Genomic DNA, 26,425 nt, shown 5'->3' with positions numbered 1-26,425 from the left:
GGTGTAAATAGGCTCTATAAGGCATGGTTTATTGCCCTCAATGAGGTGAGGGCAATAAAGATGGCGGTGTTCTACTTCTTAAATTCAGCCGATTTGATTGAGTACTTGATGGACTCTTCCGTCTCAGTATCAAAGAAATGCAGCTTGGTGTTATCGATAACTAAGGTGATTTTCTCGTCGATATCAACGTCTGGTTCGCCGGTGCCTAATGTGCCTACAAACATGTTCATTGGTGCGGCATTAAAGAACACGTTAATTGCATCGCCTAAGTATTCGCTGTTAAGTGCGGTGACTTCAAAGCAACAATCAGGGAATGCATCGCGGTATTTTTTGCCAGAACGAATGGCACTAGAGCGTGCGCCCAATGTGACGGATTTTCCGTTGTAACCTGCATCGTTTAGGATCTGTTGGTCACTTTCATTCAAGGTAATCGTGAAAGAGTGACACATGAACTGGCCGCCTTCGTAGGTTCCTTCAATAAGGTTCATTGATGGCATACCCATGAAAGTCGCTACAAAACAGTTTTTAGGGTTGGTAAATAGCTCTTTTGGTGAACCAATTTGCTGAACTTCACCCATCGACATTAGTACGATGCGATCAGCCATGGTCATCGCTTCAACTTGGTCATGGGTTACGTAAATGGTGATTGCGCCCTTAGCTCTGTGCATACGAGAAATTTCAGTACGGGTTGTGGTACGTAATTTCGCATCCAAGTTACTTAACGGCTCATCCATTAGATACAATTTAGGTGTACGAACCATGGCACGGCCTAAAGCCACACGTTGACGCTGTCCGCCTGACAACTCTTTTGGTTTACGCTCTAGGTACTCTTTTAAAAATAAATCGTCAGAAATATTATCAACCGAGTTTTTGATGTCATCACTTGGGTAATTACGTAATTTTAGGCCGTAACCAATGTTGTCACGTACCGACATGTGTGGGTACAGCGCATAGCTTTGGAATACCATCGCGATATCACGATCTTTTGAACTAACATCGTTTACCACTTCACCATCGATGATGAATTCGCCATCAGTAATGTCTTCTAAGCCAGCAATCATGCGTAGCGTGGTGGATTTACCACAGCCTGATGGGCCGACAAGAACAATGAATTCCCCTTCTTCAATATCGAGATTGAAATCACGTACCGAGCAGGTATCAGAATTAGGGTATTTTTTATTGATGTTTCTTAATGAAATTTTGCTCATTAGCCTTTTACTCCACCAGACGTTAAGCCGCCCACGATATAATCTTGAAATTTATAGAAAACGATAACAGGCGGAATTGCTGCTAAGACCGCGCCTGCTGCGAATACGTTGTAGCTTGATTCTTTGATGTTATTGATAAGACCCATAAGGCCAACCGCCAGCGTTTTTGCTTCTGAATCCATACTTGCAATTAGAAACTTAGGCATGATGATGTCGCCAATTGGACCTAAGAAACAGAAGATAGCGATAACCATGATCATCGGCTTAACTAATGGCAGCAGTATTTCTTTGAAGATCTGCATTTGAGTTGCACCATCAATTTTTGCTGATTCATCTAATGCACGAGGAATCGAATCGTAATAGCCTTTCATTAAAATCGTATTCATTGTGATGCCACCTGTGGTGTAGATGAGGATCATAAAGATATACGTATAAAGTGTGGCGTTGGCAGAGCTGTAAATACCGATAGAGTTCGCAATCGCATACAGAGCAATTAAGCCACTGCCTGATGGGATGATTTGAATGATCAATAACGACATTAATGCGCTCTTACGTGATTGATAGCGATAACGAGAGTAAACAAACCCCGAAATTGTTACGATAAACGTAGAAAGGATCATAGTGATTATCGACACTAAGAAGGTATTTCGGTACCAGCTTAAATAAGGCGTATCATTAAAAAGTTGAACAAAGTTCTCCGTTAAACTGAAATTTTCAGGGAAGAACGACGTAGAGTACAGTGAGTTACTCACGTTAAACGCACTCATTAATGTCACTAATATCGGGTATAGAATGATCACTGACATTGAAATTAGAAACGCGTAACTAAAGATAACGCCCATGTTTTTAGTGATAACGTGACGATTTAAACGTTTCTTTTTAATTTGGCGTTCTAAAGGAATTGCTCTGTCCATTACATAACTTCCTCATTTTTAAAGGCACCCGCTTTTAGCCATGAATACAAGACCACGGCACCGACAACAGTACTGGTGATTAAGGTGTATACCGCCGCTTCGTTGTATTTAGCATCCATCATTAATCGGAAGCCTAGAGATGAAATAGTATCGAGCGGTTTGTAGATAGACCCTACCGTTTGAACCGTCGCTTCACCCAACATGTATACGATGGTGACGTTGTTAAAGTTGAAGGTAAATTGGGTAATAAATACCGGAGCAACACTGATCAATATCAGGGGTAAAGTGATGTCGAAGAAGTTGGTCCATGCGTTGCCACCATCAATTGCACTGGCTTCATATAAGTCATCAGGAATGGTTTGTAATACACCCGTAACTAAGATAAATACGTAAGGGAAGCCTAGCCATGCTTGAATTAAGATGATGGTGATCTTGGCGTAATCTGCATTTAGGAAGAAGCCAATGGCTGTACTTACGTCGTATTCGTTACCAGTGAAGAATGGGATAACCATGGTGTTCATGCCACCAACTTTTGAGAAGAACAGTTGGAAAACAAGAATGGTTAAGAAAGCAGGAACAGCCCAAGGTAAGATGTACACAGTTCGGAAGAACTTCTTCCCTCTAATGTGTTTATTGTTTGCTACAACCGCAAGAACGGTACCTAGAACAATAGTCAGGGCAGAAGCACAGAAGGTCCAAGTTAGTGTCCATGACAACGTTTCTTGGAATGCAGCAGCAGTACGTTCGTTCGTGAACAAACGTTCAAAGTTAGTGAAGCCTTTCCATTCAATAAGAAATGCGGGTGGTAAAACAGGGCGTTTGAAGTTAGTAAAAGCAACAACGATAGAAACAATCGCTGGTAATAAAGCAAAAACAAACAGTAATATGAATTTAGGTGCGGTAATTAGATTCGGTACGATTTCGTGTGATAATCCGCGCACTTTTTCTGTAAAGGTAATCGCAAAACCAGATTCATCTATTTGTCGTTTTACGTCTTTTGCATCGCGAGCAAAGGCGTAGTGCAATGCGAAAAAAACTAAGATCATCATTGCGCCAACGGTTGAACCCACCATGATAAGAAAAGAATCATCCACAAAGCGCTCTGCACCAATAGTGATTTTTCCATTCGGTTGTTCGACGGCTAATAGACGGAAATTAGGAAGGGTGAATTGAATAAAAACCAATATCTCTAAAGCCAATATAGAGAACCCAAATAAAGCCTCTCGCATTCGACGTAGTGCAAGATGTCCACTACCAGGAATCAGCATAGAGAGCCAGAATACAAACTGTTGACTCATGTAAATAACCTACTTATTTATTCGTGTTGTGTAGATATGTCATGTCTTTGTATTACACGATGCCGAATATTCTCGACATCGTGCAGATAGATTGAAATCGAAGGAGAGGGGATTACATGTCTTCGATATCAATTTCGATAGTATCAACGGCTGCATCTAGTACCGCTTTTACATCTTGACCTTGTGCGATTTGAGCAAGACCCGTTTTCATTGGTCCCCACACTTTCATGAACTCTGGGATGCTTGGCATAGGTTGGCCGATGTTTGTCGCATCAAAGATGGCTTTATGTAGAGAGCCTTCTTTGTAATTAACCGATAGGCTAGGTGAGACTTCACGTGTGTCTGAATACCATTTGTTTGCATTCTCAGGCGTTGCTAGGAATTCAATAAAGGCACGAGCACCTTCTTTGTTGTCACTGTAGCCGTTAACGGTCATCCCTTTTGTACCTGTTAGGGCTTTATATGGGTGGCTGCCATCCCAACTTGGGATAGGTGCTGCACCAACATTAACGCCCGCTTTTTCGATATCAGCAATTGCCCATGGACCGTTGATAATGGCTTTGACTTTTCCTTCCATGAAGTATTTCATCATGATGTCATAAGCAACGGTGTCATCTTGCATTAGAGTCCAGTGACTCACGCCACTTTTATATAACCCTTGAGCTGCTAAACCCGCTTTGATTGCGTCAGGTGTATTTAAACCAATATCTTCAGGATTATTGTCTTTGAAGATATAACCACCGTTAGACATAAATAGACCGCCAGTGAAGTAAAAATCGGTAAATTTAGCAGCCCACTCTGACGGCGGGATTTCTTTCAGTGTTTTTGGTGCTTCTTTTATCATGTCTTTGTTATATAGAAATAGGGTTGTATCTGTAGACATTGGAAGCATGTAGGTTTGGCCGTTATAGGTTGATGCGTTGGTTGCTGCATCGGTATAACCGTTAACGGTGAAATTGGTTGGGGCAATTAAATGTTGATCCGCTAATTCACCGATTCGGTCATTTGGGATCATGAAAATATCAGCAATGTTGCCTTTTTGAGTGGGTAGCGCTGCCAGTAAATCAAACATGCTTGTTGCTGCTACTTCAACCTTAAAGTCTTTACCTTTATTGAACTGCTCTGCAAGTTCTGTGAAGTAAGGGACATAGCTTTTTTCAACGCCAATAACGATGTTTTCTGCAGCCATTGCAGTGTTACTTAGTAATAGGGCAGCTGAAACGGCAAGCGATAACTTCTTAATCATTTTATTGCTCCTGAATAGGGGTAGAGGTTTAAACCGATAAAATCACGTTGGTATATAATTTAATGGTATCAACAGCTTATATTTAGTATTAAGCGGTCTCTCTAGAGTGCTTCCTGCGATACATGTTTGCCTGTTTATAAGGCTAACGTCATTGAGATAATCATAGGTCTTTGGTGGTATACGGTGAAATGCTATTTATCTTAGGTAGCCATAGATAAAATGCATATCACATAGATAAATGTTATCTACCGCAACGATATCTAAGGTATTCATGGTCTTTGATAAGTGAAAAACGTGAAGGCAATAACAGTCTGTAGGACGAGATGAAAAAAAGAGAAAAATGGGTAGGGTAAACAAAAGTAATCTTGGATCACAAGTTCAGGTAAGCTCATGACAAAAAGAGAAAAATAAGGGGAGATTAAGTGGCGGACTTACAATAAAAAAGGGTGATAATTATCTTCACCCTTTACGTTATTATGGTTTTTTGTGAGGTTATACTTTTGCTTTAACCGCTTTGATTAACACCGAAGTATCCATTCGACCTAAACCTTGTTCTTGCAGGTTTTTGTATTCCTGATCTACTTCTTCTGTGAGTGGCAGTTTAACCCCATGAGCTTTTGCTTCATCTAGACAAATGCCTAAATCTTTTCTCATCCAATCAATGGCAAAGCCAAAATCGAATTTATCTTGTGCCATAGTGCTTGCACGGTTTTCCATCTGCCATGAACCCGCCGCGCCATGCTTTAGCGTATCAACCACCAGATCGATATCTAGATTGGCTTTTTCAGCAAGAATAAGCGCTTCACTTAGGCCTTTTAATATACCAGCGATACAGATTTGGTTTGCCATTTTACAGCGTTGGCCTTGGCCATTTTCACCAAGAAGAGTAATCGCTTTGGCAAAGCTTTGGATAACAGGTTTTGCTGTATTGAATGCTGTTTCATTACCGCCACACATCACGGTTAATACACCGTTTTCAGCACCGGCTTGACCACCAGAGACAGGCGCATCAATAAATTGATTACCTTGTGCTTCACACGCTTTCGCCAGTTCAACCGCTAGAGTGGCTGATGTGGTGGTGTTATCAACTAAAATAGCGCCAGGTTTTAGGCCTGCAAGTACGCCATCGTCACCATAAATCACGCTACGAACATCGTCATCATTACCCACACAAACAAAAACGATGTCTGAGCCTTCTGATGCTTCACGAGGAGTAGCGGCGGACTGACCTTGGTATTCCGCAGCCCATTGCTTTGCTTTTTCTTCAGTGCGGTTATATACCGTGGTTGAAAAGCCTGCATTTTTTAAATGGCGAGCCATTGGATAGCCCATTACGCCCAAACCAATGAAGCTAACGTTAGTGATTTCCATGTCATTCCTTATTATGTGCTGTTGTTATTAGCGATTAAAACACAGCTTGTAACCATTTGACATAGGTCAATATTGAGATTGCTTGTAATCTTGTTATGAAATTAATTAATGATGCGTTGTGTTTGTTACTGATATTTATTTAGCAAGTCGACAGTAAAATCATCAAGATCAAGCGTAAAGTTCATTTCTGTTGCTTGTTCATATACTTCATTTAAGCTTTTTTGAACTGCTGTAATGGTAAGGGTGTTGTTATCCAAGGTGAAGACTTGTTGTTGAGTCGTGTAGTAGAAAGCGAGGATCAACAGTGAATCGTGATCATTTCTGGCCGCTTTTTCTTTAATTTTTGCCAGCTTACGATAGATACGATTATGGACTTGTTTTAATTTCCATACGTACATTATCTCATCAAAATAGGGATGGCTTTTGACTTTATTCATGATAAAAGAGCTTGCTATGACAGCTAAGATAACACCAAGAACATTCAGGTGAAAATTGCCAGTAGAACCTGATTCAGTAATGCCTTCTGAGCCAAATAACGCAATAAGAATCGAACCAAATAAAATGGCTAATGCGGCAAGGCAGCCTACAAAACCTACCATGACCAAGTTAGTTTTTTTACGATACGTGTCTTTGTCTATAGTTAAGATCTTCATGGTACCTCCTCTCGATTAAAGTAAGTAGAAGACGAAGTGTAGTGCAAAACGAAATGAAATTGGAATTAAGAAAGAGTAACCGTTAGTGTCATCAAAGTTTTATCAAGAAATAGATGATGTTAAAGACAAAAAGCCATATAAAATTGAGTGGTATGGCTTTGTTAGGATGGCCTATTATTTTTAAGGTACTTAATCTTTAGAAGATAAATTGACATTAATAACCAGTACTTACTGCCATGCCTAGAATTACAACTAGAAATGCCATTACCGCCCAAGACGCTAATGGGATAACCTAGTCTGGAATGTATTGTGTAAATTAGCTTCATTAAAAAAGAAAATAGTAGGCTTGTTGCAAATTATTTGCAAAAAGCCTAACTCAAGCGCTGTTGAAATTGTTGTTTGTGTCATTGACGATATCTGCTTTTCAATTAAGCGCCTATTTGTTGCTTCCAGAGCTTGGCATAAAGTCCGTCTTTCTCGAGCAGTTCATTGTGACTTCCGCTTTCACATACTTGGCCTTTATCAAGGACAATAATATTATCAGCATGACGAATGGTGTTAAGGCGGTGTGCAATACTAATTACGGTGCGATCTCGACAGATTTCTTCCATATTACTCATGATGGCAGCTTCAGAGTGATAGTCGAGAGCAGAAGTTGCTTCATCAAGTAACAAAATTTTAGGGTTTACCAATAAGGCTCTTGTTAATGCAATACGTTGACGTTGACCACCTGACAGAGAAGCGCCTTTCTCACCAACTGGTTGATTAAAACCGTGAGGAAGCTCTTTAATGAATTCTAGAGCGCCGGCAAGTTGTGCAGCGTAGCGAACTTCCTCGTCAGAAGCTTGTGGTTTACTTAGCCGAATGTTGTCAGCTACGCTTCCCGAGAAAAGAATACTTTCTTGTAAAACAACGCTCATATTGCGACGTAGAGAGATAGGATCGGCTATAGCAAGGTCCATTCCATCTACTAATACTTGACCATGTTGAGGTACATACAGGCGTTGCAGCAGGCGGGTGAGCGTACTTTTCCCTGAGCCGGATGGCCCTGTAATACCAATAAATTGACCTGGTTTAATCTTGAGTGATAGATTGGTTAACACTTCCGGAGTATCTTCATGGTAACGGAAACGAATGTTGCTAAATTCTATGCCACCATCGAGTTCTGGGACGGAAGCCAATCCTTGTTTACTGTTTTCTTTTGGCTCGTCAAGGATATCACCCACTCGCTTCAAGGCGATGAGAGTATGTTGAAAATCTTGCCAAACTTGAGCCAGTCGAAGAACGGGCTGAGTTACATGACCTGCTAACATATTGAAAGCGACCAATTGTCCTGGTGTTAATTCTCCATTTAGTACTGCGGTGACTCCCCACCACAGCAGTAATGCCGCTGTGATTTTTTGGATAAGAGCGATGCCTTGCCCTGCAATTAATCCTGTTTTTTTAGCTTCAAAACTGCGGTTTAGTTGCTGGCTGAGTATACGTTGCCATTGATGTAAGAATCGATGTTCAGTTGCTGTAGTTTTGATTGTTTCAATGCCAGTCACCGCTTCGGTTAGAAAGGTTGTGGCGTTTGCATCTGATTCGTATTCTGACTCTACTTTCTTTCTTATTAAGGGGCCAGCGATAAGCCAAAGTAAGAAATAGATGACTAATGAGCCTATAACTAACCAAGTCAGGGTGCTGGCATAATGAAACATGACGGCGATAAAGACCGTCACAAAAATCAAATCGAGTAATAGCATTAACGTTGAACCGGTCAAGAACTGACGGATCTGTGCCATTTCACGAACTCGTGCAATTATTTGCCCTGTTTGTCGCTGCTTAAAGTAAGTGAGCGGTAGGCCGACTAAGTGACGATAAAGCCGCCCTGATAATTCGGCATTAACTTGACTAGCAAGATGGCCAAAAACGGTATTGCGTAAGTAGCTGTATGCAGGCTCCGCGATGGCTAATGCGAGCATGGCGATTGCAAGTACATGCAAGCTGGATAGGCTTCGTCCTACCAGTACTTTGTCGATGACATTCTCAAATAGTATTGGGCTTACTAATGCGAATATTTGAAGTGCAATGGCATAAAAGAACACATCACGCATTTGACTCTTTTGTCGCCAGATAGATGGTGTAAACCAACTAAGACCAAATTTGACTTCTTTGTAGCTTAGTCTTTCATCGACTACTAGCATCACTTTATAAGTCGATAAGTGGTTATTCGAACTGACTTCTTTAGGTTGTTCTGATTGAGTGGCTGGATCGTATAAAAAAGAAGAACCATCGGTTGTTTTGGTGAGTACCTTCCAACCACCGTCGATTTCAATGAGAAGAGGTAAAGGAAGCGTGTTTAGGTCGCTTACTTGTACCTTTGTTACCTGACTTTTTAAGCCAATGTGTTCTGCTGCTTCTCTTATTTCCATATCACTTAAATTGGCATGATTTACACCTAATGCATGTTTAAGCTGTGTACTTGTCGACTTTTTGTGAAAATGGTTGCCAGCATAAACAACGGCTTCGATTCCGTAGTTATCTAGAGCGACAGAAGCGTCGTTTGTTGTTGATGAGATTGCATCCATACTTATCTCTCTCTTAGCGATTCAGCTTGGTATTCACGTATCGGACTAAGTAAATAGTCGATAATGCGACGTTTGTCTGTTTTTATTTCGGCAACGACGGACATACCTGGTGTTAGTTCAACGTGCTGGCCATTAATTGATATATTGTTATTTTTGAGTTTAACTTGGGCTGGAAAAACGAGCCCTAAGCGTTCATCTGTAGTTGAATCACGAGAAATACTTAACAGTTCGGCTTCGATAGTACCGTAGCGGGTATACGGAAACGCATCTACTTTGATCATCACTGACTGCCCAGGATAAACAAACCCTATGTCTTTATTAAGAATTTGTATTTCGGCTTGCTGTACGACATTCTCTGGTACAATAACCATTAAGTTTTGTGCGGGTTGAAGCACTGCTCCTAGCGTGTAAATACTGAGCTGTTGAACCGTACCATCAACAGGGGAACGGATGACCTCTAATTGTTCACGCTCACGAACCTTAGACAGTTCTTGATCTAATCCTACTAATTGCAATTTCGCTTGTTTTTGTTTTTCGAGCCATTCTTTTTGCTTTTGTGCTGTGAAATTGGTTCGTCTTTCTTCGAGGCTGTAATATTGTGATTTTAAAATTTTTAATTCTGCTCGTTGTTGAGAAACTTGACGCTCTGTTTCTAATAGTTCTTTTTCCTGTTCTAGATATTCGACTTGTCCAATGACTTTATTTTGACTTAGTGTTTTTCGTGCTGCGAGTCTCTTATTAATGTTTTTTTTCAATTTAATTAAGGCGTTGATATCACTTTGGCGAGCGTCCTGTGATGTTGTGTTTACCTGCATTTCAGCGTTGATGCTGGAAAGGTTTGACTCATATTCGCGCTTTTCGCTGAAATGGTTTTCCTTGATTAACGTTCGCTGTTCCTCTGGCAATGCTATAAACATGAGGTCTTGAGATAGGGGCTGGTCGTTGTTTAACGTTCGATATTGGATGAGCTCATTCGTTTGAAATTCTGATTGAGTGATCAAACGCATAATATCTTGATTAATGCCTAAGGTATCAAGCGTAAGAAGTGGTTCGTTTTTTTTAACACGTTGGCCGTCTTTAACGTGGATGATGAGAACTCGGCTTTGTTCATAAGACTGAATGACTTGTGAGCGACCATGAACAACGAAGCGACCCGTCGCCGTCGCTTGGACGTCCAGTTTTCCCCAATAAGCCCAAAGTAATATAACAATGACACCTGTGCTGAGAGTGATGGCTGTTATACGAGCAAACGGTGATGGTGGGCGATGTGATAAAGCGAGATGTGCGGGCAAAAATTCGTAATGGCTTTCTGTTGTTTTGTTTGTTTTAAACCTGTTCAATAATCGTATAACTATGTTGTTCATGAGGTTAATTCTTCTTTTTTGAGTTCTTGTTGAAGCTGCCATAATTGTTTGTATTGTTTATCCAATTTTAATAATTGTTGGTGGGAACCTTGCTCGACGATATTCCCTCGGTGAAGAACGATAATTCGATCGCAATCTCGTACTGTGGATAATCGATGAGCGATAGTGATAACCGTGCGGCCCTTAGCAATTTTTGCCATATTGGATTGAATCAATGTCTGTGACTCATCATCAAGAGCACTAGTAGCTTCATCTAAAATAATAATTTTTGGATCTAAAAGGAGTGTTCGTGCAATCGCTAGTCGCTGCCTTTGCCCACCAGAAAGAGATAGCCCACCTTCTGCCAATATCGTGTCGTAGCCTATTGGTAGTTTCATAATAAACTCGTGGGCTCCTGAAAGTTTTGCGGCTTCAATCACCTCCTCTAAACTAGCTTCAGGTTTTGATTGAGCAAGGTTCTCGCAAACACTTTTGTTAAATAAGTAGTTTTCTTGTAGTACGATGCCGATTTGTTGTCGTAGTTGTTGAATGCTGATTTGGTTTAGTGGGGTGTTATCTACGGTTATCACCCCTTTTTCTGGGCTGTATAGTCGCAACAGTAATCGAGCTAAGGTGCTTTTTCCTGATCCTGATGTTCCCACAACTCCCAGAGTTTCACCTGCTTGGATATCCAGTGATAAGTCATTGAGGGTAGGAGGAGTATCCGGTTGGTAGCGAAATAAAATGTTTTTGAACGAGATAGCCCCTTGGATGGTCATCATATCTTCACCGGTATGTTGCTCTACAGGCAGATTGAGCATATCTCCTAATTTTTCTAGTGCTACACGGGTTTGAATGAACTGACCCCACAACTCAACCATGCGTGATAAAGGTTGAGCGATGTGGTTCGTCATCATATTAAATGCGATTAATTGGCCGATAGTCATCTCTAATGACAGCACTTCTGTGGAACCCCACCATAGAATACAGACACTCGTCACTTTTTGTATAAGCTGAACTACATGACTTGAACGATTGCTGAGTTGTTGAACAACGTATCCAGTAGAAACCATATTTTTTGTCTGATCATCCCAGCGACGAGTGAATGTGGGCTCTATGGCTAAGCTTTTAAGAGTTTCACTGCCAGCAACGGTCTCAGTTAGAAATGAGGTATTTGCAGCTGCGTGTGTAAATTGCTTCTCTATCGCCGCTTGCATTCGGGGAGTTAGCCACCAAGCGAGTAATGGATAAAGGGGAATAGTTGCGATAAAGAGCAAAGTTAAGGGGGCTGAAAGTAAACTCATTACGTAAATAAATACAAATATAAACAAAAACTCAACCGTTAAAGTAAGCATTGAGCCAGTTAAAAATTCTCGGACTGTATCTAATTCACGAACCCGCGTGACGATAGCTCCCACTTGACGTGTTTTGAAAAACATTAGTGGAAGACCAAGTAAATGTTTTACCAGTTTTAGTCCAAGCTGAATATCAATACGATTGGCAGTATGCGCATATTGATATTCACGTAAACCGCGTAGTATTACCTCTACAATGCTCGTCACAACAAGTCCAAAAACGAGAACGTCAAGAGTTGACCAAGCCTGATGTACAAGCACTTTATCCATTACAACTTGGAAAAAGAGAGGAGAAATTAAGGCGAGAATCTGCAACACAAACGAAAATAATAAAATTTCACATAGTATTTTCTTGTGTTGTAGAAATTCAGGAATAAACCAAGTTATATTAAAACGAGACTGAGATTGTTTTATTTCAATCCATTTTTTATTCCAAATTGAATCTAGTTGATTGTAGGTGACGATTTCCGGAGCCTCTTTATTCGGTTTTTGTATTAAACATTGAGCTTTATTTGCTTTTGCTAGAATGAATGGAGACCCTTGAATATCAAATAAAATTGACGGTGTTTTTACTTTATCTATTTCTTTGAATGTAGATTGTTTTATGGATATTTTAACCTTATTTTCTTTTTGTATTATGCCTAGCTCATCTTCGAAGGTGTTTGCTTTATCTATATTAGCGCTATCTTTATATTTCTTTCTATTTCCACTAATAATACTCAAGCAAAGCTGTATGCATTTCAGCGTTAAGCTTTCATTTTTTTTCATGGTTATATTTCTTAGCCAATATTTCATAGTATTTTTTAAAGTTCAGAATGCTATCATTGCTTGTTATAACGTTCAACTACGAATTAACATTAATTTTGATTATAAATATATTAATAATAATTTTTGATTGTTTGTTTTATTTGATTGTTTTTATGATAACTAGCTTTAATTAAAACTAAATAAGATTAATTAATAGAAAATAAGGCTATTTAAGTAAGATTAAGTCTTTTTGTGTCTAATTGTTGGTGTTTAATTGTTGTTAAGTCTAATTAATTCAATAGTTTAATTATTCATTTAACGGATGAGGTCATGGTTATTAATAAATTAAATGTTTACGTTATTTTTATATAAAACTAATGTTGATAGTTTTATTTTTAGGATGTAGAATCCTAAAAGTAAGACAGTTGGTAGAGCAAAAAATAAAACTGTAAATAGAGTCGTGAATAAAAATAGCAAACAGAACTCACAAGCAATGAAAATATAATTAAAGTATTAGCTCTAATATTGAGCCCTTTTTTGTTGGGATTGTTTCTCTTGCTGGAAATAGTGCCTACTCTCTCTAATATAAAACAAGTTGAGGAATTTATGACAGAGAAATTTGTTCAAACAGTATCTAGTGTTAATTATAATAAAGGTGTTTTTTCTCTTTATTTCGTAGGTCAAGATCAAACAAAAATGTCTAATGGTGTGATGGCTGAAAATGATAATGATCTTGAGCTTAAACAAGTGGTTCATATGCCTGCTTCTGGCTTTATGTATATGGTATCAATGGTTAAGAATATGCTAGAAGACCCACGTATGTCGGTAGAATTTGACAAGCTAGTTACAGCGGGTTTATTACCTACGAGTGAAGCGGATGCTAATCAAGTAGAAGAACTAAAAACAGAAGAAAAATCTGCGCCAAGGAAGCGTACTTCCCAAGCTAAAAAATAGCGGCATATCGGTGGTATAAGTCATATGTCTATTACGCATCAATCAGCAAACCTTACTTTAGCGCAATTTCAAAAAATGATAGGTGGGGTGATGTTACTAAGTCAGCATTCCCCACTTCATCGTAGATACGTTGTTGCTGAATGGCAGCAGCGTATTATGCCTGCGCTTGAGCTAAACCAGTTTTGCTATTACGAAGATGAACAAGGTCGTCCAATTGCATTTTGTAATTGGGCGTTTTTGTCTGAGCAGAGCCGAGATGAATTGCTATCAGGGGTTAGAGAAATTTCTTTATCCGACTGGCGATCCGGTCAGCATATTTATATTCCAGAGATGATAGCGCCATTCGGGCATGGTCGAGAGGTTGTAAATGACCTTCGACGCCGTGTATTCCTTTCGTGGAAGGGGCAGAAAGTTTGTACTGTTCGCGGCAAGGTCGATGCTCAAAATGATCGCTGTATCAGAAAAGTACAGTGGTTTTCTATTTAAACAATAAAAAGAGTGACACTTTATGGGGAAACCATTTTGGAGAAGTGTTGAATACTTCTTTACAGGAAACTATTCCGCCAATGATGGTAACAATAATATTGTTGCTATAGGTTTTGGCGGAGAAATACATGCTCGTGGAGGTGATGACCATGTCACTGTCGGTTCAATTGGCACGACGGTTTATACTGGTCAAGGCAATGATACGGTAGTGGGTGGTGCGGCATATCTAAGAGTAGAAGACTCTATTGGTAACCTTAATGTAAAAGGTGCTGCAGGGTATGTAGGTATCAATAAACGTGGGGATGGAAATGTCTCATTCGCTGGTGCTGCTGGCGGAGTTTCTATTGCCCATTTAGGTAATCGCGGTGACGTAAATTATGGCGGTGCTGCTGCATATAACGGGATAACCCGTAAAGGCCTAAGTGGTAATGTGACATTTGGTGGCGCTGGTGGCTACAACAGTCTATGGCATGAAACAAATCAAGGTAACTTATCCTTCACAGGTGCGGGAGCTGGTAACAAGCTTGATCGAACTTGGTTTAATCAATATAAGGGCTCTCGCGGTAATGTGACATTCGATGGTGTTGGTGCTGCTAATAGTATTAGTTCGCGAGTGGAAACGGGTAATATCACTTTCAGTGGTGCTGGTGCCGATAACCATCTCGTTCGCAAAGGTAAAGTCGGTGATATCACTTTACAGGGGGCGGGTGCATCAAATCGCATTGAACGTACGCGCCAAGCGGATGATCTTTATGCAGAAACGAGAGGAAATATTAGATTTGAGGGTATTGGAGGTTACAACACCTTCTACTCGGATGTGGCGCATGGTGACATCCATTTTTCTGGAACAGGTGCTTATAACGAAATAACTCGAAAAGGATCTGGTAATCACTTCAATGCACAAGGTATTGAATATGCTAATGCCGATGAAGTGCTACTCACCACTGCGATGATGCACGGAACATCAATTGCTAATGGCAATAAGTTCCATTCTGTTGAAGCGATAAAATCACAACAAGAACCGAATACCTATTTGTTTGCTATCGTTGATGGCACCTATACCAAAATCAACAAAATTCGTCTTTATAACGATACTGAAACTGGGGAACTCAAATATTTCTCTGAAGCGTGGTTTAAGAAAGGCAATCATTTAGAAAGTTTAGCTAATTTAGATGTGTCATATTCGGGTGGTTTTAAGTCCAATGCGATCAATGGAGGCTACACTCTTTCCGATCTTAAGCTTGAGCATCAGCAAGCTGTAATGATTCATGCGGTTGAAAAAAATCTTACCGAATATGAGTGGGTCACTTATGCTAATGGAGCACTGATTGATGCAGAAGATGTTACTTTGTCTGATGCAAAAATGGGGGGGCATGCCATTTATAAAGATGGTACAACCGTTGATGTAAACGGTGTAAAGTCAACAAGAAAACCAAACACGTATGTGTATGCGAAAGCATTTGGTTCTTATACAAAAATTGTCGAGGTTGAACTTGCGAATGATTCAGAAACTGGCGAGTTAAAGTACCTGGCTCGATCATGGTACAAAGAAGGTAATTGCTCCGGAAATTTGGCCAATGAGGATATTTCGTCTGCAAATGGATATCACTCAATGGGCATTGGTGGCTACTCTTTGAGTGATCTGCAGTACAGTGTGAATGCGATGAGAAGTAGCAGCGAAATTGTTGCAGATATCGATGAGTACAGTGAACAATCATTGATCAAATCCGCGGCTGATAGTGGTGAAAGTTCAGGAGATGTGCGCTTTACTGGCATGGGAGGGGGTAATGTTATCAAATCCAATGTCACACGCGGTAATATCTACTTTAATGGCGGAGGCATTGCGAACGTTATCCTTCATAGCTCTAAGTTTGGTGATACTGAATTTATTGGTGGTGGTGCGGCTAACGTTATTGTTAAAAGTGGCGATGAAGGCGATCTCACCTTCCGTGGTGCTGGCTTGGCTAACGTATTAGTCCATCAGAGCAAGCAAGGGAAAATGGATGTCTACGCAGGCGGAGCGGTCAATGTATTGGTTCGTATTGGTGACGGCGAGTACCTAGCTCACTTACTTGCTTATGGCAATATTTCAGTTCACAAAGGTAACGGTAATAGTCGTTTGACTATGCTAGGCGGCTACAACACGCATACCCAAATAGGATCTGGCAATGGGTTGTGGTTAGCGGTTGGTGGCTTTAATGTCATGACGCAGGTTGGTAAGGGTGACATTGCTTCTGTACTTGTCGGTGGCGCGAATGTTATGACTAAAGTGGGTGACGGTGATCTAACGGCGGGTATGCTTGGTGGTGCCAATATCATTACTCATATTAGCGGTGATGATACGGCCTCAAATACGACAGCAGTTGCACTTGGTGGTGCCAACATTCTAACTAAAAAAGGTAATGGCAACACGCTTGCAGTTATGGGAGGAGGCGCCAACGTACTGACGCATGTTGGTGATGGCTCGACAACAGGTGTTATGGTTGGCGGGACGAATATTCTGACTAAGGTGGGCGATGGTGATACCACTGGCATTATGTTGGGTATTGGTAACGTACTGACTCATGTCGGTGATGGTCGAACACTTGGCGTAATGGGTGCTGCGGGGAATATCTTCACTAAAGTAGGTGACGGCACTTCAATAGCCGCTATGATCGGCGTAGGCAATATATTCACTCACGTTGGTGAAGGGAATACATGGGCATTAATGGGTGGCTTAGGCAATGTATTTACCAAGGTTGGTAATGGTGATGCATTAGCGCTTATGGTCGCAGAAGCGAATGTCTTTACGCATATTGGTGACGGCACAACAGTCGCATTAATGGTAGCTAAAGATAATATCGCTACCAAAGTGGGCAATGGCACCTCGATAGCTGCGATGGTAGGTAACTCAAATATATTCACTCAGCTAGGTAATGGCAGCACGTTTTCTGCAATGCTTGGCCAAGCTAATATCATGACGAAAGTGGGCAATGACCTAACTGCTGCATTAATGATCGGCAAAGCGAATATCTATACTCACGTTGGTGATGGCACAAGCTTAGGGTTATTTGCTGGTGAACTAAACGTGATGACTAAAGTTGGTAATGGAACAACCTTAGCCGCGATGTTTGGTAAAGCAAACATTATGGCTCACGTAGGTGACGGCCTTACTGGCGTGTTAGCCTTTGGTGAAGCGAACACAATAACTAAAGTCGGTGATGACTTCATGGGTGTTGTCGCAGCTGCGAAAGCAAACGTAGTGACCCATGTTGGTGATGCAACAACCGCAGCCGTGCTGGCGGGTAGAGGTAATATCCTAACCAAAGTTGGCGAAGGAACCACGGTTGGTTTACTGATATCAGAGATGGGTAATGTTATGACCCATATCGGTAGTGGTACGACTGTCGGGTTGGTCAAAGGTAAAGCGAATATCATCACTAAAGTAGGCGATGGACTAGGGATTAACGCTGCTTGGGGAGATGCTAATGTGTTTACTCACGTCGGTGACAGTGCTCGATATAACTTCGCAAAAGGTGAAGCGAACATCATTACCAAAGTAGGTGATGGCCAAGAAGTTTCTGTGGTTCAAGGTAAGGCGAATGTCATTACTCACGTTGGTAATGGCGATGATTACACGGGAGCTTGGGGCAAAGCGAATATCATTACGAAAGTGGGTGATGGCCGTAATGTTGTTTTAGCGAAAGGTGAAACGAACATCGTTACTCAAGTGGGTGATGGAGATAGCTTTAACGCACTTTGGAGTAAAGGCAACATCGTTACCAAAGTGGGTGACGGTATGCAAGTCACCGCAGCGAAAGGCAAAGCTAACATTACGACAACCGTGGGTAATGGCCTGAGTGTAACGGCGGCCTATGGTGATGCGAATATCAACACCAAGATTGGTGACGGTATTTCAGTTAACGTTGCATGGGGCAAATATAACGTCAACACCAAAGTGGGTGACGGTCTCAATATTGCGGTGATGAAAGGCAAAGCAAACGTGAATATTCACGTAGGTGATGGCTTAGGGATTAACGCTTCTTATGCTAGAAATAACGTTGCTATCAAAGTGGGTAACGGTGATTTCTATAGCCTAGCCGTCGCGTCAAGTAACACTAGCAGCAATAAGCTTTCCGCACTGTTTGATAACATTAAGCAAACGCTTCTTGGCGTGGGTGGCAGCCAAGCGATTAATTACCTAGTTCAAGGTGATGAAGCTTCGTCATCAGGAATTCAGAAAGGGCGAGGTGCTATTTCAACGCCTGAAATCACGAAACTTGATGGTTTCGCTCTAGATGAAATCGAAGAAGTAAGTTCCGATCTAGGAGACGAGTTAAGTGGAAGAGTGACTAACGTTGAAACGCCTGATCTCAGCGGCATGGAAAACGAACTCAACATCGAAGAATCTTCAGCTCAAACACAAGCACCTAACCTGATCGTTAATGGCGATTTTGAACAAGGTGGCGACGGTTGGGAATCTACTCATGGCGTAGAAGCATCATATTCAAGTAGTGCTTATGGCGTAAGTGCTGAAGGCCATGGCTCACGTGTAACAGAGCTAGATACTTATACTAATACAAGTCTTTCTCAAGATTTAACGGATTTAGCGGAAGGTGAAGTCATTGCTGTTAGTTTTGATTTTGCAAAACGTGCTGGTCTTTCAAATAGCGAAGGCATAGAGGTTCTCTGGAACGGTGATGTTGTATTCTCAACCTCTGGCGATAAAGCTGCTTGGCAACAAAAAACACTGACGTTGACTGCGAATTCTGGCAGCAACCGAATAGAATTCAAAGGCACAGGCCATAATGATGGGTTGGGCTATGTTTTAGATAATGTGGTGGCGAAATCTGAAACGTCACATCAAGCTAATGCTGTTGCCGATAATGCGGAACAAAATCAAGCAGCAAAAAATGCAATGTCTGACAAAGAACGAGCGGAAGTCGATCGCCAGCGATTAGAGAAAGAAAAGCAGAAACAACTTGAAGCTGTATCGGGTTCTCAGGCTCAATTAGAATCCACCGATCAAGAAGCATTAGAGAGTAATGGTCAAGCGCAGCGCGACGCTGTGAACGAAGAGTCTGAAGCGGTAACTAAAGACCTAACGGCAATGGCTCAAGGCCTTGAAGTACTTGACAACAAAGCTGAATACACGGGGGTGTCTGGTGATCATTGGCGTGATCGTTTTGCTGGTGGTCTTTTAAATGATGTTCAAACCCAACTAGACAGTGCCAAAGAAGTGTCTGGTGAACAGATCACTGCTGCGAAACAGACCCTCGAAAGTAATCAAAAGAAGCTTAAAGATTCGGTGGCCAAATCAGAAGCAGGTGTTGCGAAAGGAGAAGAGAATCGCTCTAGTGCAGAGCAAGATATTGCGGACACTAAAGCCGATGCTGATGTGCGTAAAGCAGAAGCTACCACAAAAACTAATGAAGCTAAACAAGCAGAATCGAATGCTAATGTTGCCGTTAGAGACGCTGAAGAGCGTGGCTATAGTGATGCAAGCAATGCTGAAAATAAAGCCAATCAAGCACAAGCGAACGCGAAAGGCTCTAAGCAAAACGAAAATGACCGCCCTGATCGTCAAGGTGCCTCAGGCAGTGGCTTATCCAATGAAAGTCTCTCTATTCAAAGTGAAGAGACAACAAGTCGCCATGTCGATACGATAAATCCGCAGGATGCGGACGGTCGATTTAGCGAAGGATTAACCGATCAAGAGCAAGAAGCGCTAGACGGTGCGGTTCAAGCCGTAAATCGACTACAAATCAACGCAGGTATTCGTTCTAAAAATATCGGAAGCTCAATTACTTCTCTGTTCACTGAGAGCAATGCCGATAGTATCATTGTTGCAGATAGAGCGTTACAGGATATAAATCGAAAAGATATTCGTATTTCAGGTGTTGAGCTTGAGGGGCTAGGTGAAGCTTCACATGGTACTTTTAAAAAACAGAGCGCTATTGACGGGATGTTACGTGAGGCCTTACCGTTTTACGCACTTCGTACTGAACGAAACTTATTGGTACAAGAAGGCGATGAAGGTTTTGAAGTACGTGATTGGACGCATATGAATGAGAATAGCAAGACTATTATTGTTGATGACCCAGAAAGTGTAGAGCAGCTAAAAACCATTGAACGATTCATTTTGGCGAATTTTGACAATTTCGACCAAATGCCAAGTGAACTCTTTCTAGTCGATGACAAGGTGATCTCACACCAAGAAGGGTACACTCGAGTTCTTGCTGAAAAAGAAGACGGTGAGTGGAAGTACAGTGCAAAAACGGAACTTATGTCTGTTTCTGATCTTCTGGATACCGCCAGTGTTAGCGGTAAGGTCCGCGGCGAAAGTTACCAGAAAGTGATTGATGCTCTGGCTAAGTATCACGCAAGCACTTTAGAGCATGCTGATTATGAACTGGAGTCAGTAGAAAAACTGGTTAACTTGCAAAAACAGGCTGAAGGTTACGTATTAGGCCATCCAGATTCCGGTCGAGTTGAAGCTATTAACTCATTACTTAGTCAAGTAAATGCACGTGTAGATGAAGTCTCTGTTCTTGCTGTTTCTGAGAACATAATTAAAGCACAAGATAGTTTTAGTCATCTGTATGACCAGCTTGAAAATGCCAACTTGAAATTAAATAAGCATTTGTATGTTGATAATAATGGTGATCTGGTTACCAAAGGCAAAGACAATCTAACGGACGTAAATAAGCTTGATAGTGGCAGTTTGGCAATAGAAAAAGTGAAAGCAACTGTAAGCAAAGAGTATGGTCAAGTGATTGCGGATACTGTATTTACTGATTTTTCGCCTAATGAATTGGCTAAGGATGGTAAAGGTATTGATATCGCGGGACTAAACAAAGTTCACCAAGCGATTGAGCAACATCTTTCTCCCGTCAGCGGCACTATGTTCATTTGGAAGCCTAGTAAACACAGCTCTCTTGGTCATGCTGCGTTGCAAATTGGTCAAGGAAGAACACAACTTGAAGGTCAATCTGCTGTTGATTCTAACAAGAAAAATTACGTTAGTTGGTGGCCTTTGGGGAGTAAGTCATCCAATATTAGCCGCCTCTTCGATATAGCAACAAAAGACCAACCGGATCTGAAGCTCCGTTGGAGCGATTTGAGTCAACCTGCTCATCAAAATGGCACGCTTGAACATGATATGGCATCTGAAGAAAACGATGAGTTTGGCTTGAAAGATGGGTCTCTGAAGCTGAAACGTTTTATCGAGAAACTCAAGGCCGCCAAAGGTATTGATGCGTCTTTTAAAGATGTGTCTGAAGCGTACGCAATGGCAGCATTGATGAACCCGGATATGTTGGAATCTGCAGGTATTCCTCCACATGTGTCTCAAGTTTTTGTTGAACAGTGGAATGACACCAGTTACGAAATGGCGGACGTTGCGAACCGTTTTTCTGAAGAATTGAAGAAACAAGCGCAAGCAACCAGCGACCCCGCGATGATGGAAAAACGTATCGAGAATGTGATTCGCCAATTTGCTGAAAGATCATTGGAGCAGATTGAAACGTTCCAAATGAGCGAAGCGGATCAAGGTCGGGTATTCCGTATTAACCTAGAAGGTCTGGACTCTTCAGCTATGCAGGCAGAATGGCATCGCTTAAGTAACGATCCTGATGCACGTTACCAGTTGCTAACAAAAAATTGCTCGAGTACCGTGGCGAAAGTGCTTAAAGCAGGTGGTGCCGATAAGTTAATTGGTCATACATGGCGACCTAAGTTTGGTGTTTGGACTCCAACAGAATTATTTAACTTTGGTCAAGCACTGCAAGAAGCGCAGCTTGAAATTACGGTTAAAAAGCAGAATCGTAAAGAAACGGAAGAGCTTGATTTTCTATCTGGGAAAGATAAGCAGAGTGAAACAGTTGCAATCGAAAATGATAGTACGCCGCCTCGAGACAAAGAGTCTCTAAGTCCGTTAACTCGCTTCCTAAACAATGAGTTGTTCGGAACTAAAGATGCTCGTCGTAAGATTGGTGATATCACCCAAACATTGCTAGGGCTTGCTGTCGAAAAAGGCGAGTCTCAAAAAGTGACTCTAAAAGGTGAAGCAGGTCGCCTGTCTGGTTACTTCCATCAGGGGGTTAAAGCACCTGAAGGCAAAGATAATGAAAGAAATGGCAAAGTAGTGTTATTTCTACATGGTTCTGGTTCATCTTCAGAAGAGCAAGCGAGCGCAATTCGCAATCATTATCACAAGCAAAATATTGATATGTTGGCTGTCAATATGCGTGGGTATGGTGAAAGTGATGGTGGGCCGAGTGAAAAAGGTCTCTATCAAGATGCTCGCACTATGTTCAAGTATCTCGTGAATGATAAGGGTATCGATCCAAGTAACATTATTATTCACGGCTATTCAATGGGCGGTCCAATTGCCGCCGATCTCGCGCGTTTTGCTGCACAAAATGGTCAAGCGGTCTCTGGCTTGTTATTGGATAGACCAATGCCAAGTATGACCAAAGCGATCACTGCACATGAAGTGGCGAATCCGGCAGGGATTGTTGGATCTTTGTCTAAGGCGGTTAATGGCCAGTTCTCCGTAGAGAAAAACTTGAAAGGTTTATCGAAAGATACACCGATCATGCTTTTAACGGATAATGAAGGTTTAGGCGGTGAAGGTGAGAAGCTTCGTGCCAAGCTAGCAGTATCTGGCTTTAACGTAACCGGTGAGCAAACCTTCTATGGACACGAGGCGAGTAATCGCTTAATGAGCCAATACGCTGAACAAATCGTATCTGGTTTGTTTGACGCAGACCGCGTATCAGCTGATGCAAGCGAAGTACTAAAAGGCATCAAAAGCGATCTTTCTCGCGACGGTGAAGAACCAAAACCAGACACAACTGCGGTGAATAAACCTAAGATTGATTTCCAAGTGAGCTTAAATGGCTCGGATGAAACGGTTAAAAACAAAGACGTTAACCGTTGGGAACGTATTACAGTATCTCCGCAATCTGATGGAGGTGATACTCGCTTTGATAGCCAAATAATTGTTCAAATGGAGAATGATTCTTCGGTTGCTAAAGCAGCGGAAAATCTAGCAGGAAAACACCCTCATAGCAGCGTGGTTGTACAACTCGATTCAGACGGTAACTATCGTGTGGTTTACGGTGATCCGTCTACGTTATCTGGAAAATTACGCTGGCAATTGGTTGGGCATGGTCGAAATGAATCTGAAAACAATAATACGCATTTAAGTGGTTACAGCGCCGATGAGTTAGCTGTGAAACTGGCCAAATTCAATCAAGAGTTTAGCGAAGCGGAAAATGTGAACACTAAACCTGAGCATATTAGTGTAGTGGGTTGTTCGTTAATCAGTGATGATAAACAGAAAGGCTTCGGAAGACTGTTTATTGAATCGATGGATGCGAATGGTATTCGCAGCGATGTTTCTGTACGTAGCTCAGATATTGCTGTTGATGTCACTGGTCGTAAACATACCCGTGATGAAAATGGTAATTGGGTACAGAAGGCTGAAAGTAATAAAGTCACACTTAGCTGGAATGAAGAAGGCGAAGTGACAACAAAAGATGAGCGTATCAGGAATGGCATAGCAGAAGGCGATATCAATCTTTCTCGCGTGGGTGTTCGAGATGTTGATGATTCGGAAAACGGTGCGATTGGCAATAATAGCGAGGTGTTTAATGCCCCAGAAAAACGTAAGAATGAGACTGAATCCTCTTCATCTGATAGTAGCAGTAATAAGCTCAGCTACTCTGGCAATATTCAGGTCAATGTTGGTGATGGTGAGTTTACCGCGGTTAACTGGGGTACTTCGAACGTTGGCATTAAAGTTGGTACCGGTGGCTTTAAATCTCTAGCTTTTGGTGACAACAACGTGATGGTTCATGTTGGTGACGGGGAAAGTAAACACAGCTTTGATATTGGTGGGTATCAAGCTCTAGAAGGCGCGCAGATGTTCATCGGTAATCGCAACGTGAGCTTCAATTTAGGGCAAAGTAACGATCTTATTGTGATGATGGATAAATCAATACCTACGCCTCCTCTGGTTAATCCGTTTGACGGCGCCTCTCGAATCTCCGGTGTGTTAAAAAGCATAGCGAGTTCAGGTGAAGGTCAAGATTGGTTAGCCGCTCAAGAGCAGCAGTGGACATTATCTGGGGCTAAAAAGTTCGTTAAAGATATGTCTGGCTTAGATCAGAGTAGCAGTGTTGATTACACAAGCTTGGTTGACTTGGATTCTCAAAATGAACGCAGTAGCCGTGGCTTGAAAAATGACGCTGAAGCGACATTAAACAAGCAATACAACCAGTGGTTAGGCGGAAGTGATAACTCTAACTCAAGTAAAATGAGTCGTGCAGATAAGTTCCGTCAAGCGAATGAGAAGCTAACGTTTAACTTTGCTGTTGGTGGCCAAGGTGCTGATATTCAAGTGACGACGGGTAACTGGAACTTTATGTTCGGTGATAATATTCAGTCGATTCTTGATACCAACTTGGGTTCGTTGTTTGGTCTTATGACTCAACAATTTTCTACAACGGGGCAAGCTAAAACAACGTTTACTTACAGCCCCGAAGACCTTCCTCGTCAGTTAAAAAACAAGCTCCTAGGCCAATTTGCGGATGTAGGTGCAGAGATGACGTTAGGTGATATCTTCGGTGTGGATTACACAGCAGCAGGACATATTGTGTCTCGTACAGGCGAATCAGTAGATGGTGTCGCAATCCTAAAAGAAATGCTGGAAGTTGTTGGTGAGTTTAGTGGCGATCAATTACAAGCCTTCGTTGACCCAGCTAAGTTGCTAGACAGCCTAGAGTCGGGCGTCAATATGGGTGCTGACGGTATTAAGACGTTCGCAGAAACACACGGCTTGAAAGAAAAAGCACCGGAAGAGGAAGAAGATAATTCATCCGTTTCTGTTAATGGTACTAATGTTGCTGGAGCTCAGGATAACGGCGATGCAATAACGTCAGATAGTACCGCTAAAGAAGATCGTGCATTTGGTTTTAATTCGCTAAATCTACCTAATTTGTTTGCGACTATTTTCAGTGAAAATAAGCAAACAGAAATGAAGTACCTGGTGGAAAACTTAAAAGAAAACCTGACGGCTGATCTACTGAATATGAAGGAGAAAACATTTGATTTCCTTCGTAATAGCGGTCATTTGCAAGGCGATGGAGACATCAACGTTTCTTTAGGTAATTACAACTTCAATTGGGGTGGTGATGGTAAAGATCTCGGCGCGTATCTAGGAGATAACAATAACTTTTGGGGTGGTCGAGGTGATGATGTCTATTATGCAACAGGAACATCTAATATCTTTACCGGCGGTGAAGGCAATGATATGGGCGTGCTAATGGGACGTGAAAATATGATGTTCGGTGGCGAAGGAAGTGATACTGCCGTCGTTGCTGGACGAATCAATCACGTGTTCTTGGGCGGGGGTGATGATGAGTCGTTTGTCTTTGGTGAAGGTGGCGAGATTGACACTGGAACTGGCCGTGATTATGTCGTCACATCTGGTAACTATAATCGTGTTGATACAGGCGGAGACCAAGACTACTCAGTTACGATTGGTAATAATAACCAAGTTGAGTTGAGGGCTGGTAATGACTTCGCCAATGTCTTTGGTAATTACAACCGTATCAATGCTAGTGGCGGCAATGATGTTGTTAAGTTAATGGGTTATAACGCGGTGCTCAACGGTGGCGAAGGTGATGATCACCTAATTGCTGCTGCGCTTTCTAAGTTTAGCCAGTTCAATGGTGGCGAAGGAAGTGACATGATGGTACTTGGTGGATTCCAAAATACCTTCAAGGGCGGCACTGGTGTAGATAGCTTTGTTGTAAGTGGTGACGTCATTGACAACCTCGTTGAAGACATTCGCAGCGAAGACAGCATTGTTTTCAATGGGATTGACTGGCAGAAATTGTGGTTAGAACGCAGTGGCTATGATCTAAAACTGTCTATCTTGCGTGATCCTGTGAGCGATACTGACCAAGCGAAGTTTGAACACATCGGTTCTGTAACCTTCAACGGTTACTTCAATGATAATCGTGCACAAGTCGTTATAGCGATGGGTGAGAAAAATATTGAAGGTGAACGAGAATATACTTCGTTATCTGATAATGCGATTGATGCACTGGTGCAAGCCATGAGTGGCTTTGAGCCCCAGGTTGGTGATAATGGTTTTATCGACAACCTCAATAGTCAATCTCGTGTAGCGATAACAACAGCATGGTCTGATGTGTCTCAAGGGGAAAGAGCTTTTGCCTAACTAATCATCTAAAATTTCAACAATAGTATAAGCCGCCTTCTTTTTGAA

Annotated in this window: 12 protein-coding genes and 1 pseudogene; 4 read left to right on the top strand and 9 right to left on the bottom strand. The window is 41.7% G+C overall.

The annotated features are described in order from the left end of the window. Positions 1-71 precede the first annotated feature (71 nt). From AC2IP4_RS15585 to AC2IP4_RS15545, 9 genes are all read right to left on the bottom strand, one after another. Positions 72-1,208: an ABC transporter ATP-binding protein gene (locus AC2IP4_RS15585; RefSeq protein WP_130086201.1), complete on the bottom strand. Its 1,137-nt coding sequence runs from the start codon at positions 1,206-1,208 to the stop codon at positions 72-74. After that, complete coding sequence (locus AC2IP4_RS15580) at positions 1,208-2,122, bottom strand: sugar ABC transporter permease (RefSeq protein WP_130046704.1); 915 nt, start codon at positions 2,120-2,122, stop codon at positions 1,208-1,210. Before AC2IP4_RS15580 ends, AC2IP4_RS15585 begins: the two co-directional genes overlap by 1 nt. After that, positions 2,122-3,420, bottom strand: coding sequence for an ABC transporter permease subunit (locus tag AC2IP4_RS15575; RefSeq protein ID WP_060992062.1), 1,299 nt, complete (start codon positions 3,418-3,420; stop codon positions 2,122-2,124). The genes AC2IP4_RS15580 and AC2IP4_RS15575 overlap by 1 nt, the downstream gene beginning before the upstream one ends. Before the next feature lie 112 nt (positions 3,421-3,532). After that, a complete protein-coding gene (locus AC2IP4_RS15570; RefSeq protein ID WP_486311092.1) occupies positions 3,533-4,666 on the bottom strand; it encodes a sugar ABC transporter substrate-binding protein in 1,134 nt (377 codons plus the stop codon). A gap of 492 nt (positions 4,667-5,158) precedes the next feature. Next, the gene (locus AC2IP4_RS15565) at positions 5,159-6,037 is read right to left on the bottom strand and encodes an NAD(P)-dependent oxidoreductase (RefSeq protein WP_486311091.1); all 879 of its coding nucleotides are present in this window, start codon (positions 6,035-6,037) and stop codon (positions 5,159-5,161) included. Between the two features lie 125 nt (positions 6,038-6,162). Beyond that, complete coding sequence (locus AC2IP4_RS15560; RefSeq protein ID WP_375320186.1) at positions 6,163-6,690, bottom strand: DUF3087 domain-containing protein; 528 nt, start codon at positions 6,688-6,690, stop codon at positions 6,163-6,165. Between the two features lie 428 nt (positions 6,691-7,118). Further along, the gene (locus AC2IP4_RS15555) at positions 7,119-9,260 is read right to left on the bottom strand and encodes a type I secretion system permease/ATPase (RefSeq protein WP_486311090.1); all 2,142 of its coding nucleotides are present in this window, start codon (positions 9,258-9,260) and stop codon (positions 7,119-7,121) included. A gap of 2 nt (positions 9,261-9,262) precedes the next feature. Continuing rightward, on the bottom strand, positions 9,263-10,624 hold the full coding sequence (locus AC2IP4_RS15550; protein WP_375320188.1) for an HlyD family type I secretion periplasmic adaptor subunit: 1,362 nt from the start codon (positions 10,622-10,624) through the stop codon (positions 9,263-9,265). Beyond that, entirely contained in the window at positions 10,621-12,726 is a 2,106-nt protein-coding gene (locus tag AC2IP4_RS15545; protein ID WP_375320189.1) for a peptidase domain-containing ABC transporter, read from the bottom strand. Before AC2IP4_RS15545 ends, AC2IP4_RS15550 begins: the two co-directional genes overlap by 4 nt. 585 nt (positions 12,727-13,311) lie before the next feature. On the opposite strand from AC2IP4_RS15545, the gene rtxH reads away from it, so the two are divergent. The 4 genes and pseudogenes from rtxH to AC2IP4_RS15525 all read left to right on the top strand — a co-directional run bounded on the left by rtxH (position 13,312) and on the right by AC2IP4_RS15525 (position 26,377). Then, positions 13,312-13,659, top strand: coding sequence for a protein RtxH (gene rtxH, locus AC2IP4_RS15540; protein WP_486311089.1), 348 nt, complete (start codon positions 13,312-13,314; stop codon positions 13,657-13,659). Between the two features lie 24 nt (positions 13,660-13,683). Continuing rightward, entirely contained in the window at positions 13,684-14,145 is a 462-nt protein-coding gene (gene rtxC / locus AC2IP4_RS15535) for an RTX toxin-activating lysine-acyltransferase RtxC (RefSeq protein WP_375320191.1), read from the top strand. A gap of 22 nt (positions 14,146-14,167) precedes the next feature. Next, positions 14,168-20,041, top strand: a pseudogene (rtxA, locus tag AC2IP4_RS15530) (MARTX multifunctional-autoprocessing repeats-in-toxin holotoxin RtxA); the annotation flags it as partial. Positions 20,042-20,089: 48 nt separating this feature from the next. Then, complete coding sequence (locus tag AC2IP4_RS15525; protein WP_486317134.1) at positions 20,090-26,377, top strand: alpha/beta fold hydrolase; 6,288 nt, start codon at positions 20,090-20,092, stop codon at positions 26,375-26,377. Positions 26,378-26,425: the final 48 nt, after the last annotated feature.

It is taken from the genome of Aliivibrio thorii (assembly GCF_057368585.1).
Note: the sequence above shows the minus strand (reverse complement) of the source record. Positions and strands in the feature narration are given on the sequence as shown.

What these genes read in the sequence shown, in the direction of transcription:
- AC2IP4_RS15585 (WP_130086201.1), bottom strand. Translation starts at nt 1,208, where the DNA reads ATGAGCAAAATTTCATTAAGAAACATCAATAAAAAATACCCTAATTCT.
- AC2IP4_RS15580 (WP_130046704.1), bottom strand. Translation starts at nt 2,122, where the DNA reads ATGGACAGAGCAATTCCTTTAGAACGCCAAATTAAAAAGAAACGTTTA.
- AC2IP4_RS15575 (WP_060992062.1), bottom strand. Translation starts at nt 3,420, where the DNA reads ATGAGTCAACAGTTTGTATTCTGGCTCTCTATGCTGATTCCTGGTAGT.
- AC2IP4_RS15570 (WP_486311092.1), bottom strand. Translation starts at nt 4,666, where the DNA reads ATGATTAAGAAGTTATCGCTTGCCGTTTCAGCTGCCCTATTACTAAGT.
- AC2IP4_RS15565 (WP_486311091.1), bottom strand. Translation starts at nt 6,037, where the DNA reads ATGGAAATCACTAACGTTAGCTTCATTGGTTTGGGCGTAATGGGCTAT.
- AC2IP4_RS15560 (WP_375320186.1), bottom strand. Translation starts at nt 6,690, where the DNA reads ATGAAGATCTTAACTATAGACAAAGACACGTATCGTAAAAAAACTAAC.
- AC2IP4_RS15555 (WP_486311090.1), bottom strand. Translation starts at nt 9,260, where the DNA reads ATGGATGCAATCTCATCAACAACAAACGACGCTTCTGTCGCTCTAGAT.
- AC2IP4_RS15550 (WP_375320188.1), bottom strand. Translation starts at nt 10,624, where the DNA reads ATGAACAACATAGTTATACGATTATTGAACAGGTTTAAAACAAACAAA.
- AC2IP4_RS15545 (WP_375320189.1), bottom strand. Translation starts at nt 12,726, where the DNA reads ATGAAAAAAAATGAAAGCTTAACGCTGAAATGCATACAGCTTTGCTTG.
- rtxH (WP_486311089.1), top strand. Translation starts at nt 13,312, where the DNA reads ATGACAGAGAAATTTGTTCAAACAGTATCTAGTGTTAATTATAATAAA.
- rtxC (WP_375320191.1), top strand. Translation starts at nt 13,684, where the DNA reads ATGTCTATTACGCATCAATCAGCAAACCTTACTTTAGCGCAATTTCAA.
- AC2IP4_RS15525 (WP_486317134.1), top strand. Translation starts at nt 20,090, where the DNA reads ATGTTACGTGAGGCCTTACCGTTTTACGCACTTCGTACTGAACGAAAC.